Here is a 13,058-nt window from a genome sequence, read left to right on the forward strand (position 1 = left end):
TCTCGCGCCGGGGGCCGCGCCGGTGTATGGCCCGGAGCCAGCGGAGGTGACATGATCGAACGCGAATTGCGGCCGATGCAGGCCGTCACGGACGCGGCCGAAGCCATCGGCCAGCTCATCGCCCTCTACGACGGCGCCACCACGGCGCTGCGGGAGGCGCTGGAACGCTACCTCGACGGCGGCCCGCCGCCGGACGCCGCCGAGCGGCTGGCCTTCCGTTACCCGGAACTGCGCGTGACCTACTCGCCCGAGGGGCCGCTGCCGCGCCTGCGCCGGGCTACGGCCAAGCTCCAGGCGGGCGGGACCTACGCCACCACGGTCACCCACCCCCATTTCTTCCGCGACTACCTGCGACGGCAAATCGAGCCCCTGGTGGCCGATTACGGCGTCGCCCTGGAGGTGGGCCTCAGCGCCCAGGAGATTCCCTACCCCTACGTGCTGGAAGCCGGGCTGGAGCCGGGCGCGCGGTCGGTGGAGGCGGCCGAACTCGCGACCTTCTTCCCCGTCCCGTTGCTCTCGGTCGTCGGCGATGAGATCGCGGACGGGACCTTCGACATGGTGGAGGGTGAGCCGCGCCCGCTCGCCCTGTTCGACGGGGTGCGGGTCGATTATTCGCTGCGCCGCCTCGTCCACTACACGGGCTGCGACTGGCGCGAGGTCCAGCCCTGGATCCTGCTCACCAACTACCATCGCTACGTGGACCAGTTCGTCCGCCACGGCCTCGAACGGCTCGCCTCGGGCGAGGAGGGCTTCGAGCGGATGGTGCTGCCCGGCGGCGTCGTGGTCCGGCGGGAGGAGGCGGCCGGGGCCGACCCGGCGGCGGTGCTCGCCGCCTCACCCTGGCACCGCCACCAGATGCCCGCCTACCACCTCGTCGCGCGGGCCGCCGACGGCTCGGCCCAGGGCACGACGCTGGTCAACATCGGCGTCGGCCCCTCGAACGCCAAGACGATCACCGATCACCTCGCCGTGCTGCGCCCGGATTGCTGGCTGATGGTCGGCCATTGCGGCGGCCTGCGGCAGTCGCAGACCATCGGCGACTACGTGCTGGCCCACGCCTATTTCCGGCGCGACCGCATCCTCGACGAACTGGTCCCGCCGGACGTGCCCGTGCCGGCCCTGGCCGAGGTTCAGCTCGCCCTGCAATCCGCCGCCGCGCAGGTGACGGGGGAGCGCGCCGACGCCCTGAAGCAGCGCCTGCGCACCGGGACCGTCGTCACCTACGACGACCGGAACTGGGAGTTGCGGTTCACACAGGAGCGGCGGCGGATCAACCAGTCGCGGGCCATCGCCGTCGACATGGAAAGCGGTACGGTGGCGGCCCAGGGCTACCGCCTGCGGGTGCCCTACGGCGCGCTCCTCTGCGTCTCGGACAAGCCGCTCCACGGCGAGATCAAGCTGCCGGGCGCGGCGAACGCCTTCTACGACCGGGCGGTCTCGGAACACCTCAAGGTCGGCCTCGCCGCCCTCGATCACCTGCGCGCCGACCGGGCGGGGCTGCACTCGCGCAAGCTCCGCAGCTTCGACGAGCCGCCCTTCCGGTAGGGGTTTACAGGTCCACCGACATCGACAGCAGATAGGTGCGCGGCGCGCCCTGGAAGAAGGTCCCGTAGGAGGCGACGCCGGTCCAGTAGCGGGCGCCGGTCACGTTCTGCACGCCGGCGCGGAACACCGTGCGGCGTCCGCCGACCAGCGTCGCGTAGCGGGCGCCGAGGTCGAGCCGGGTCCAGGCCGGTACAGCCTGAAGGTTCGCGGCGTCGAGGAACTGCCGCCCAGTGTGGACGACCGCCCCGTCGAGGGTGAGGCCGGACGCACCGGGAATGTCCCATTCCGCCCCGAGGTTGAGCTGGACTCGCGGCACGCCGATGGGCGTGTGCCCGACATTCGCGGCGACGGCGGTCCGCGTGAGCGTGCCTTCGAGCAGGGTCACGCCGCCGAGGGCGCGCAGGCCGGGTGTGATCTCGCCATAGGCCCCGAATTCAAGGCCCTCGACCTGCGTTTCGCCAGTCTGCGCGAAAATTCGGCCGGGGCCGAGTTCGCCGCTGGGTTTCGTGATGCGGAAGGCGGCCAGCGTGGTGGTGAAGGTACCCCAATCCGCCTTCACGCCAATCTCGACCTGATGCGCCACGTAAGGTGCGAGCGCCGTGCCGGTATTGGCCGCGACGGCGGGGGCCACTTCGCCCCGGCTCAGACCCTCGATGTAGTTGCCGTAGACGGAGAGCGTGTCCGTGGCGCGCAGCACGACGCCGACGAACGGGCTCAGGGCGCTCCGATCGTAGCGGTTCGTAAGGATGGGAACATTCACCGCATAGTTGCGCGCCTCCACCGTCTGCCGCCTGACGCCGAGGGTGAGCAGCACACGCTCGTCGAGGACGGAGAGCGTGTCGGCGACCGACAGGCCCGTGAGGGTGCTGTCGTAGAAGCGCGGACGTGCGGCGCTCACCGGCACGGGGAAGGCCGGGATGAGAACGGGATCGTCAATATTGGAGCGGTAGCTCCGCCCGGCGGGCGAGAGCCAGCGGCCGATCGCTTCCTGGTAATAGGAAGCCTGAACCGTGAGGGCGTGGTGGACGAAGCCGGTGTCGAAGCCGGCTCGCAGGCCGCCATCGGCGGTGAGGCGATCGGAGTCGTAGCCGTAGAATTGCGGCGCGGTGAGCGTGTCGCCGCGCAGGTTCGTGATGGTCGGCGCTGAGGCGAAGATCCGCGAGAGTTCCGTTTGCGAACCGCCGACATCGCCGAACAGCGTGAGCGAGGGCGCGAGGTCGTATTCCAGGCGGAGCAGGCCGCCCCGGTCATCCCCGGCGTAGGTTTCCCAGGGTTGCGTCAGGTTCCGGCGGCCATCCGGCGCCTTCGGGACCGGGACCCCGGTCTTGAGCAGGAAGGGTCGAAGCGGCGCATCGAACCGGTCGGTTTGCGTGACGAGGTAGAGCCACGCCCGGAACCGCTCACCCTGGTAATCGAGGGCCAGCGCGCCGACCCCCGTCGTCTCGGATTGATGGTCGAAGGCGGTGTCGCCGCCGTGGACGCTGCCGACGAAGCGCACGCCCCACTCGCGATTCTCGCCGCCCCGGCGGGCGATATCGATCTGTCCGCCGCCCCGGGCGCGGGAGCCGAAATCGAGCGTGAGGCGGGTCAAATCCTCCCCCGCCCGCTTCGGCACGATGTTGATGGTGCCGCCTACGCCACCGGCGGGGGCGATGCCCGACAGGGCCGCCGAAGGCCCCTTCAGGACCTCGATCCGCTCGGCGTAATCGGCGAAGACCCGGAAATTCGGGGCAATCCCGTAGAGGCCATCGAAGGCGGTCTCGCCGCTGACGCCTTCGTTGCTGGGGAAGCCCCGGATGTACAGGGAATCGAAGGGCGCGCCCGTCGTCTGCGTGGCGCGGACGGAGGGGTCGAGCGCCAGGGCTTCCGAGGCCGTCGCGGCGTGCCGATTCTGGATGAACGTCTCCGTGTAGCTCGCGACGCTGAAGGGTGACTTCGCGGCCTCGACGTTGCCGAGGAGACCGAGCCGGCCCCCCGCCGCTACCTGCCCTCCGGCATAGGCGGGAACGACGCCGCGCGGACCGGCCGGAGCCTCCACTGTCAGGGCGTCGAGCCGAACCTCCGTGGCGGGCGCATCCTCCGCATGGGGATGGCCGATCCCACCCAGGCTGAGCAGGAGGCCGAGCAAAACGGACGTAGAGGCGCGCCGGGGCGCGCGGCAAAGAAGTCGGGTCATCGAGTCTGTCTTGGTTGGATTGCCGAGCGTTATTCGCGCGGAGTTGGGGCGTTGAGTCGCCGAACGGTGCCTAATCGCGCACAGCGCTTCGGTAAAATCAACGTCAATGCAGCTTGATATCGCCAGTTATGTTTTAGATATGTTTCAATGAAGATGTTTAGATCGCATTTATGCCAGCTTTTTAGCTAGATATTGCAGCGGTAAGTTGAGCGCTGCACGGCAATTCACGTGCGTTCTCGAGGGCGGGGCGACCCGACACCGGGGCCATGGTTCAACGCCGGGTCTCGCATCGTCGACGGCCGCCTCAATGTCCTCCCGTGGGGGAAGCGGTGTGTGCCTTCGCCAACCGCGAAGGCTGGGTGCACGACAGCCGCATTGCGAACGATTCCGAACTGCGCAGGATCCGGTGTATCGAAGGCGTGCCGGGGAGGGCTCGGGTCGTGGAGGGACAGGGCGCCTTGTGGGGCACGGCGGTCCTGCTCGTGCTCTGCATGGGGCTCTGGGCGAGCGCGCTCCTGCCCGAGATCGTCACGGCGCTCGCCTTCTTCGCGCTCGCGATGCTGTTCAAGCTCGCCCCGGCCGAGACCGTCTTTTCCGGCTTCGCGTCCCAGGCGTTCTGGCTCGTCCTGGCGGGGATGATCGTCGGGCAGGGGATGACCCGCACCGGCCTCGGCGCGCGGATGGCCCGCCTCCTCGCCCGCCGCCTCGGCGGCTCCTATGGCCGGCTCATCGCCGGGCTCGTGACCTTGAGCTTCCTGCTCGCCCTGGTGATGCCCTCCAATCTCGGCCGCATCGCCCTGATGATTCCGGTGACACTCGCCCTGTGCGATGCCTTCGGCCTGGGGGCCGGGCGGCTGGGTCGGGACGGCGCGGTGCTCGCCGTCGGCGTCGCGACGCCGATCCTCTCGGCGGCCATCCTGCCGGCCAACGTGCCGAATCTCGTGATGGCGGGCTCGGCCGAGCGGCTGCTCGGCCTGCACCTCTCCTATCTGTCCTACCTCGTGCTGCACTTCCCCGTACTAGCCCTGGCCAAGGGGGCGATGCTCGTCGGCCTGATCCTGCGGCTGTTCCCGGACCGGCTCAGCGCCCCGGCCGGCGACCTTCCGGCCCTGCCGCCCGCCTCGGGGGCGGAGCGGCGGCTCGCCGTCGTCCTGCTCGGCACGCTGGCCCTGTGGATGACCGACAGCCTGCACGGCCTGCCCCCCGCCTGGGTCGGGCTCGCGGCGGCGGTGCTCTGCCTGCTGCCGGGGATCGGCGTGATGCCCGCCGACGCTTTCGGGCAGGTCAGCCTGCGGACCTGCTTCTACATCGCCGCGTTGCTCGGCCTCGTGGCCACGGTGAACGCCACCGGCCTGGGGGATCGCCTCGGCCACGCGCTCCTCGCCGTCGCCCCGCTCTCGCCCGGTGCGCCGACGCAGAACTTCGCCGTGCTGACCGGCATCAGCACGGTGTTGGCGCTCCTCGTCACCGCGAACGGGGCGCCCGCGCTCTACACGGCCCTCGCGAAGGAGATGGCGCAGGCGAGCGGCCTCTCGGCGCTCGCCGTCGTCTCGATCCAGGTGATCGGCTACTCGACCCTGTTCTTTCCCTACCAAGCGCCGCCGATCGTCGTCGCCTGCGAACTCGGCCGGGTGACTCTGGCGCGCGCCGCGCGGCTGACGGTCCCCTTCGGTCTCGTCTCGCTGCTCGTCGCCGCGCCGCTGGATTACGGATGGTGGTGGCTGCTGGGACGGCTGGAATGACAGAATTGACGATCTGTCATCGGGTTCGATGCATTGCGCCGCACCATGCCGCCTTGCGATCCGAGACCCCAGACACTAGCGGTACCACATTAGAGACGGTCCAGTTCGAAACCGCGAGGTTCCCCCGCCGATGGCTCCCACTGCCCGACCGACGACGGCCCAGCCGCTCTCGCCGCACCTCCAGATCTACCGCTGGACGTGGACGATGGCGATGTCGGTGGCCCACCGCATCACCGGCACCGCCCTGTACGGCGGCACGGCCCTCGTGGCGATCTGGCTCGTGGCGCTGGCCTCCGGCCCGGCGGCCTATGGGTGGGTCGCGGGCTTCTTCGGCTCGTTCGTCGGCAAGCTGATCCTGTTCGCCTACACCTGGATCCTGCTGCACCACATGCTCGGCGGCATCCGCCACTTCGTGTGGGATGCGGGCATCGGCTTCGACAAGACTCAGCGCCTCGGCCTCGCCCGTCTGACTTTGATCGCCTCCGCCGCGCTGACCGTGATCGTGTGGGCCGTCGGCCTGTTGGCCCGCTAGGAAGGTACGGACATGGCCAAGGAAGCAACCCGCCAGAACCCCTCCGTCTCGATCCGCACGCCCCGCGCCCGGGTCCGGGGCCTCGGCGTCTCCCACCACGGCGTCGGCCATTGGTGGCTGCAGCGGCTCACCGCCGTCGCCAACGTCGTGCTGATGCTCGCCTTCGTGGTGATCATCGCCCGCATGGCCGGGCGGCCCTACCCTGAGGCAATCCGCCTCGTCGGTAGTCCCTTCGTCTCGCTCATCCTGATCCTGGCGGTGCTGTCGGTGACGATCCACATGCGTCTGGGGATGCAAGTGGTCATCGATGACTATGTTCACGCGCCCGCGACGAAGATCGCGGCGGTCTTCGCCAACAATTTCTACGCGGTCGTCGTGGCCGTGGCCTGCCTGTACGCGATCCTGCGCGTGAGCTTCGGCCAGCCGCCCGTGTGAGTTGCGGGAGCCGGATCCGGCTCCCACCCGTCCATCGACAGTGCTTGCTGCCCGACCGGCGGTCGCCCCGGCGGCAAGCACTCCAGCCTCGGAGCCGATCATGGCCGCGAACGGACAGAACGGCGGTGCCCCCGCCTACACCATCCACGACCACGCCTTCGACGTGGTGATCGTCGGCGCCGGCGGCGCGGGCCTGCGCGCCACGGTCGGCTGCTCCCAGGCCGGCCTGCGCACCGCCTGCATCACCAAGGTGTTCCCGACGCGCTCCCACACCGTGGCGGCCCAGGGCGGCATCTCGGCCTCCCTCGGCAACATGGGGCCGGACGATTGGCGCTGGCACATGTACGACACCGTGAAGGGGTCGGACTGGCTCGGCGACCAGGACGCCATCGAGTACCTCGTGCGCAACGCCCCGGCGGCGGTCTATGAGCTGGAGCACTGGGGCGTGCCGTTCTCCCGCACGGAGGAGGGCAAGATCTACCAGCGGCCCTTCGGCGGCATGACCACCGACTACGGCAAGGGCACTGCCCAGCGCACCTGCGCGGCGGCCGACCGCACCGGCCACGCCATGCTGCACACCCTCTACGGGCAGGCGGTGAAGAACAAGACCGACTTCTTCATCGAGTACTTCGCCCTCGACCTCATCATGGACGAGGAGGGCCGCTGCCGGGGCGTCATCGCCCTCGATCAGGCGACCGGCGAGATCCACCGCTTCCGCGCCCAGCAGACCATCTTGGCCACGGGCGGTTACGGCCGCGCCTACTTCTCGGCGACATCCGCCCACACCTGCACGGGTGACGGCAACGCCATGGTGCTGCGCGCCGGCCTGCCCCTGCAGGACATGGAGTTCGTGCAGTTCCACCCCACCGGCATCTACGGCGCGGGCTGCCTCATCACGGAAGGGTCGCGCGGCGAGGGCGGCTACCTCACGAATTCCGAGGGCGAGCGCTTCATGGAGCGGTATGCGCCGTCCGCGAAGGACCTGGCCTCCCGCGACGTCGTCTCGCGCTCCATGACCATGGAGATCCGCGACGGCCGCGGCGTCGGCAAGAACAAGGACCACATCTATCTGCACCTCGACCACCTCGACCCGAAGATCCTGCACGAGCGCCTGCCCGGCATCTCGGAGAGCGCGAAGATCTTCGCGGGCGTCGACGTGACCAAGGAGCCGATCCCGGTCATCCCGACCGTGCACTACAACATGGGCGGCATCCCCACGAACTATCACGGGGAGGTACTGACCTTGAAGGACGGCAACCCCGATACGGTGGTGCCGGGCCTGATGGCCATCGGCGAGGCGGCCTGCGTGTCGGTGCACGGGGCGAACCGCCTCGGCTCCAACTCGCTCATCGACCTCGTGGTGTTCGGCCGCGCCGCCGGCAAGCGCTGCGCCGAGATCGTCGAGCCCAACGGGCGGGCGATGGAACTGCCGAAGGGCGCCACCGACAAGGCGCTCGCCCGCCTCGACCGCTTCCGCTACGCCAACGGCAACACGGCCACCGCCGAACTGCGCGCCGAGATGCAGAAGACCATGCAGAACAACTGCGCCGTCTTCCGTACCGGCGAGGTGCTGGAAGAGGGCCGCGGCCTGATCCACAAGGTCCACGACGCCGCCTCCGACGTGAAGATCACCGACCGCTCGCTGGTGTGGAACACCGACCTCCTGGAGACCCTGGAGTTCGACAACCTCATCGGTCAGGCCGTCGTGACCATGGAATCGGCGGCCAACCGCAAGGAATCGCGCGGGGCCCACGCCCGCGAGGACTTCCCGGACCGCGACGACAAGGATTGGATGAAGCACACCCTCGCCTGGATCGGCGATGGCGGCGGCGTCACCATCGATTATCGCCCGGTGCATACCTACACGATGTCGAACGAGATCCAGTACATCGAGCCGAAGGCGCGCGTGTACTGATCCGCTCCATCGCATGACATCTCTCGGGAGCGGGTTCCTCGGCGATCCGCTCCCTCGCAATACCCTTGCGACCTGCCTTTGCGGACTCGATCAAGCCCATGGCCCAGTTCAACCTTCCGAAGAACTCGCAGATCACGGCGGGCAAGTCCTGGCCGGCGCCGGCGGGGGCGAAGAACCTCCAAACCTTCCGGATCTACCGCTGGAACCCGGATGACGGCCAGAACCCGCGGGTCGACACCTATCTCGTCGATCGGGACGATTGCGGCCCGATGGTGCTCGACGCCCTGCTGTGGATCAAGAACAAGGTCGATTCGACACTGGTCTTCCGCCGCTCCTGCCGCGAGGGCATCTGCGGCTCCTGCGCCATGAACATCGAGGGGCAGAACGCGCTCGCCTGCACCATGGGCATCGACGAGTGCAAGAGCCCCGACAACGCCCTCCCGATCCTGACCCGCAAGGACAAGGACGGCGCCATCCGCATCTATCCGCTGCCGCACATGCCGGTGCTGAAGGATCTGGTGCCGGACCTGACCAACTTCTACGCGCAGCACGCCGCCATCGAGCCCTGGCTCCAGACCGACACGCCGTCGCCGGAGAAGGAGTGGCGCCAGACGCCGGAGGACCGTGCCCGCCTCGACGGCCTGTACGAATGCATCCTCTGCGCCTGCTGTTCGACCTCGTGCCCGAGCTACTGGTGGAACGGCGAGAAGTTCTTAGGACCGGCGGCCCTGCTCCAGGCCTATCGCTGGCTGATCGATTCCCGGGACGAGAACACCGGCGCGCGGCTCGACAACCTGCATGACCCGTTCCGGCTGTATCGCTGCCACACGATCATGAACTGCGCCAACACCTGCCCGAAGGGCTTGAACCCGGCGAAGGCCATCGCCGAGATCAAGAAGATGATGGTCGAGCGCGCCGTCTGACGGACGGACCGCAGGTCCCTCACGCGTTTCCGAAGCGATGCGGCGGTGATCCCGCCGCATCGCTTTTTTCGTTGGCGCGGAGCGGGCCGCCGCCCGGCAGTGAGGCGCGCTCGCAACACCCCGGGGAAAAGCCCGTCCATCCCGCCCGATCGCGGCCCGGCGGCCGAGCCCGCCTTGTGGCGAGCGCAATTACCGGGAAGGCAGGCGGGGCATCGTCCGAGGGCGTTCCCCGCCCTCCGGAGGATGCGTGGTGACCCCAAGCTCCAGCCTGGTGGAACGATGCTGCGCCCGCGTTTCTCGACGATTGCCGCCCTCTGCCTCAGCGCGGGCCTCGGCGCCTGCGCCTCGGACCGTCTGGAAGGCCCGCGCACCCGCGCTCCCGGCCCCCGGGCCGATTTCGAGGCGCCCGTAGCAGCGATCCCCTCCGGTACGGTGACGGCGGAACCCCTGGCGCCCCCGCCGGGCGCCTCCGCCAGCCCCGATGTGATCCCCGCGCCGGGGCCGGTCGCCGCCGCCAACCCGGGTGCCTCCACCGTCATCGCCGAGCCGGTGGCGCCGCCGCCCGCGCCGCGCCCGGTGGTCAACACGGGCCGTGCGGGCGTCGTCGGCGGGTGGGATGCCCGCGACGCCACCGGCGCGACCTGCCGTGTCACCCTGTCGAGCTCGCCCTCCCTCGACCTGTACAAGGCCTCCACCTCGGGCTGCCAGAACAAGGAACTCAGCCGCATCTCGGCCTGGGATTACCGCGACGGCGAGGTCTACCTCTACCAGCCCGGCGGCACGGTGGCCGCCCGCCTGCGCCAGGGCGGCGTGGGTCTGGACGGCGCGCTCACGAAGTCCGGCGCTTCGCTGGCCCTCAATCGCTGAGCTTCGGCGCCCCGCGCGGGCGCCCGCCTCACCGGCACAGCGTCGCGGTCGCTTGGCCGCGGCGCCGCGCCCCTTACATGAAGGGGCCGACACCAGCAGCCGGTACAGCATGTTTCTCGATTGGCTCGAACGGCGAATCGACCCCTTCGCGCCCTTCGATGAGACGCGGATGCCCCCGAAGACGGTGGGTGGGTTTGTCGCCTTCTACCTGCGTCCCGTCCGGGGCGCCCTCGTCGCGCTGTTCGTCATTGCGGTCATCGCGGGCACCGTCGAGGCGTCCCTCTACCTCGTGATGCGGTGGTTCATCGATCTGCTCGCGACGGCGGACCGGGCGAACGTCCTCACCGATCACGGAACCGCCATCGGCCTCGCTGTGCTGCTCGTCGCGGTGGTGCGGCCCCTGTCGATCTGGGCGCACGAGGTGCTGTCGAACCAGCTCGTGGTGCCGCAGACCACCAACCTGATCCGCTGGCGCGCCCATCTCTACACGCTCGGTCACTCGCTCTCTTACTTCCAGGGCGACTTCGCGGGGCGCCTCGCCAACAGGATCGTGCAGGTCGGCCCGGCGGTGCGGGAACTCGCCGTCGTCTTCATCGACACGCTGCTCTACGTCGCGATCTACGCGCTGACGGCGGTCGGGCTGTTCGGCTCGATCTCGCCCTGGCTGGCGCTTCCGGTGGTGGTCTGGCTCGGCTGCTACGCCGCCCTCACGACGTGGTTCGTGCCCCGCGCCCGGACGCGCTCGCACGCCACTGCCGAGACGCGCTCGGCCCTGATCGGCCGGGTGGTCGACAGCTACACCAACATCCTCACCGTCAAGCTCTTCGCCCGGGACCGGGAGGAGCGGGCGGCGGTGCGCGATGCGGTGCGGCTCAACACCGACACCTATCTCCACCAGTTCCGGCTCGTGACCGCCACCACGAGCCTGCTCGGAATCCTGAACAGCGCGCTGCTGCTCGCGACGGCGGCCTGCTGCCTCCTGCTCTGGCAGAAGGGCGGCATGACCACGGGCGAGGCGTCGGCGGGCCTCGCGCTGGTGCTTCGCCTTATCGCCATGTCCGGCTGGGTGATGCAGACGGTGCGCGGCGTCTTCGAAAATGTCGGGGTGATCCAGGAAAGCATGCAGACGATCAGCCGCCCCCACGGCCTCGTCGATGCCCCCGGCGCTACGGCGCTGGCCGTCCGGGGTGGGGAGATCCGATACGACGGCGTCGGCTTCCACTACGGCCGGGGCGATGCCTCGATTATCGAGGATTTCACCCTCACCGTGCGGGCCGGGGAGCGTGTCGGACTGGTTGGCGTGAGCGGGGCGGGCAAATCCACCCTGGCCTCCTTGCTGCTGCGCCTCCACGACGTCGAGAGTGGGCGAATCCTGATCGACGGCCAGGACATCGCGACGGTGACGCAATCGTCCCTGCGCGAGGCGGTGGCGATGGTGAGCCAGGACACCTCGCTGCTCCACCGCTCGATCCGCGACAACATCGCCTACGGCCGCCCGCAGGCCACCGACGCCGAGGTGATGCGGGCGGCGCGCCTCGCCCATGCCGACGGGTTCATCGCCGACCTCGTGGACCACAAGGGGCGGCGGGGGCTGGAGGCCCATGTGGGCGAGCGCGGCGTGAAGCTCTCCGGCGGTCAGCGCCAGCGCATCGCCATCGCTCGGGTGATGCTGAAGGACGCGCCGATCCTGATTCTCGACGAGGCGACCTCCGCCCTCGACAGCCAAGTCGAGGCGGCGATCCAGCAATCCCTCGACACGCTGATGGCCGGGAAGACGGTGCTGGCCATCGCCCACCGCCTCTCGACCATCGCCGCGATGGACCGCTTGGTGGTGATCGAGGCCGGTCGCATCGTCGAGGAGGGCACCCATGCCGAACTCGTCGCCCAGGGCGGGATCTATGCGGGCCTGTGGGAGCGGCAATCGGGCGGCTTCCTGCCCGACCGCACCGCGCCCTTCGAAGACGCTGCCGAGTAGGGCACGGCCGGGTGACCCGACAGCGCAGGGCTTCGCACCTGCGATATCGCCCCTCGCGCAACGGGCGGCGGGACGCCCATGGCCGGGCACCTTTGTCCTGCCGGCAACAGGACCGGCGCACCGATGGAGTTTCTGCATCCTCCGCAGTGTCTTAGGGAGGAGCGCGGCGTCGTCGCCAACGGCCTGGCGAGCGCGGCCGCCTCACATTTCACCGGGAGTCTTCGCCGTTCTCGGAGACGGGGCGCGAAGGCGTCTTGACTTGAGGCGACGGCCGGTCGCATTGCACAGTTTAGAACCATAATGCTGTGGTCGTGGGGGTTCGCCGCCGGCGAAACCTGACCCGCGACCCGCGACCTCGGAGAGATGAGCCCTTGGCGAACAGCACCGCCGCTCCCGCCGATGCGTCTCACGACGGCAATCGCCGCGATTTCCTGTTCCTCGCCACAGGGGCCGGCCTTGCCGTGGGCGCGGGCGCCGTCGCATGGCCCTTCGTCGCCTCCATGGCGCCGGACGCCGACGTGATCGCCGCCGGCGCCCCGATCGAGGTGGACCTCGCGCCGATCCAAGACGGGCAGATCGTCAACGTCTTCTGGCGCGGCAAGCTGATCTTCGTGCGCAAGCTGACCTCCAAGGAGGTCACGGACATGAAGGGGATCGCGCTGTCTGCGATGATCGATCCCGCCGCTTTCGACAGCCGCGTGAAGAGCGGCCATGACCAATGGCTCGTGGTCTACGGCAACTGCACCCACCTGGGCTGCGTGCCGATCGGCCACCAGGGCAATTACGAGGGCTGGGCCTGCCCGTGTCACGGGTCCCAGTTCGATGCCGTCGGCCGCGTCCGCCAGGGCCCCGCGCCGATCAACCTTCCGATTCCGCCCTACGCCTTCCAGTCGGATTCCAAGATTCGCATCGGCGAACCGGCTGGCGGCAGGGGCGAGGCCTGAGAAG

10 protein-coding genes are annotated in these 13,058 nt (G+C 69.3%); 9 read left to right on the forward strand and 1 reads right to left on the reverse strand.

The window, feature by feature from the left end:
• Window positions 1–51: 51 nt before the first annotated feature.
• Window positions 52–1,545 carry an AMP nucleosidase gene (locus tag MFF06_RS13565; RefSeq protein ID WP_238204674.1) on the forward strand — a complete coding sequence of 498 codons (1,494 nt, stop codon included), beginning with the start codon at window positions 52–54 and terminating at the stop codon, window positions 1,543–1,545.
• A gap of 4 nt (window positions 1,546–1,549) precedes the next feature.
• Here MFF06_RS13565 and MFF06_RS13570 read toward each other — a convergent pair whose 3' ends face one another.
• A complete protein-coding gene (locus MFF06_RS13570; protein WP_238204676.1) occupies window positions 1,550–3,721 on the reverse strand; it encodes a TonB-dependent receptor in 2,172 nt (723 codons plus the stop codon).
• Between the two features lie 440 nt (window positions 3,722–4,161).
• Here MFF06_RS13570 and MFF06_RS13575 point away from each other — a divergent pair, with 440 nt between their 5' ends.
• From MFF06_RS13575 to petA, 8 genes are all read left to right on the forward strand, one after another.
• Window positions 4,162–5,463, forward strand: coding sequence for an SLC13 family permease (locus MFF06_RS13575; protein ID WP_283207274.1), 1,302 nt, complete (start codon window positions 4,162–4,164; stop codon window positions 5,461–5,463).
• A 130-nt stretch (window positions 5,464–5,593) separates the two neighbouring features.
• The gene (gene sdhC / locus MFF06_RS13580) at window positions 5,594–5,995 is read left to right on the forward strand and encodes a succinate dehydrogenase, cytochrome b556 subunit (protein ID WP_238204678.1); all 402 of its coding nucleotides are present in this window, start codon (window positions 5,594–5,596) and stop codon (window positions 5,993–5,995) included.
• Window positions 5,996–6,007: 12 nt separating this feature from the next.
• The gene (gene sdhD, locus MFF06_RS13585; protein WP_238204680.1) at window positions 6,008–6,430 is read left to right on the forward strand and encodes a succinate dehydrogenase, hydrophobic membrane anchor protein; all 423 of its coding nucleotides are present in this window, start codon (window positions 6,008–6,010) and stop codon (window positions 6,428–6,430) included.
• Window positions 6,431–6,530: 100 nt separating this feature from the next.
• Window positions 6,531–8,345 (forward strand): succinate dehydrogenase flavoprotein subunit, encoded by a 1,815-nt coding sequence (sdhA, locus tag MFF06_RS13590; protein WP_238204682.1) that lies wholly within the window; start codon window positions 6,531–6,533, stop codon window positions 8,343–8,345.
• Between the two features lie 98 nt (window positions 8,346–8,443).
• The gene (locus MFF06_RS13595; RefSeq protein ID WP_238204684.1) at window positions 8,444–9,268 is read left to right on the forward strand and encodes a succinate dehydrogenase iron-sulfur subunit; all 825 of its coding nucleotides are present in this window, start codon (window positions 8,444–8,446) and stop codon (window positions 9,266–9,268) included.
• A gap of 279 nt (window positions 9,269–9,547) precedes the next feature.
• Entirely contained in the window at window positions 9,548–10,135 is a 588-nt protein-coding gene (locus tag MFF06_RS13600) for an AprI/Inh family metalloprotease inhibitor (RefSeq protein ID WP_238204686.1), read from the forward strand.
• A 109-nt stretch (window positions 10,136–10,244) separates the two neighbouring features.
• Entirely contained in the window at window positions 10,245–12,110 is a 1,866-nt protein-coding gene (locus MFF06_RS13605; protein ID WP_238204688.1) for an ABC transporter ATP-binding protein, read from the forward strand.
• Between the two features lie 371 nt (window positions 12,111–12,481).
• Window positions 12,482–13,054: a ubiquinol-cytochrome c reductase iron-sulfur subunit gene (gene petA, locus MFF06_RS13610; RefSeq protein ID WP_238204690.1), complete on the forward strand. Its 573-nt coding sequence runs from the start codon at window positions 12,482–12,484 to the stop codon at window positions 13,052–13,054.
• Window positions 13,055–13,058: the final 4 nt, after the last annotated feature.

This window comes from Methylobacterium aerolatum (assembly GCF_022179085.1).
GTDB classification, from domain to species: Bacteria; Pseudomonadota; Alphaproteobacteria; order Rhizobiales; family Beijerinckiaceae; genus Methylobacterium; species Methylobacterium aerolatum.

Excerpts from the sequence above, each read along its gene's own strand:
- MFF06_RS13595 (WP_238204684.1), top strand. The coding sequence starts at position 8,444 with ATGGCCCAGTTCAACCTTCCGAAGAACTCGCAGATCACGGCGGGCAAG.
- MFF06_RS13570 (WP_238204676.1), bottom strand. The coding sequence starts at position 3,721 with ATGACCCGACTTCTTTGCCGCGCGCCCCGGCGCGCCTCTACGTCCGTT.
- MFF06_RS13600 (WP_238204686.1), top strand. The coding sequence starts at position 9,548 with ATGCTGCGCCCGCGTTTCTCGACGATTGCCGCCCTCTGCCTCAGCGCG.
- sdhA (WP_238204682.1), top strand. The coding sequence starts at position 6,531 with ATGGCCGCGAACGGACAGAACGGCGGTGCCCCCGCCTACACCATCCAC.
- MFF06_RS13565 (WP_238204674.1), top strand. The coding sequence starts at position 52 with ATGATCGAACGCGAATTGCGGCCGATGCAGGCCGTCACGGACGCGGCC.
- sdhD (WP_238204680.1), top strand. The coding sequence starts at position 6,008 with ATGGCCAAGGAAGCAACCCGCCAGAACCCCTCCGTCTCGATCCGCACG.
- sdhC (WP_238204678.1), top strand. The coding sequence starts at position 5,594 with ATGGCTCCCACTGCCCGACCGACGACGGCCCAGCCGCTCTCGCCGCAC.
- MFF06_RS13605 (WP_238204688.1), top strand. The coding sequence starts at position 10,245 with ATGTTTCTCGATTGGCTCGAACGGCGAATCGACCCCTTCGCGCCCTTC.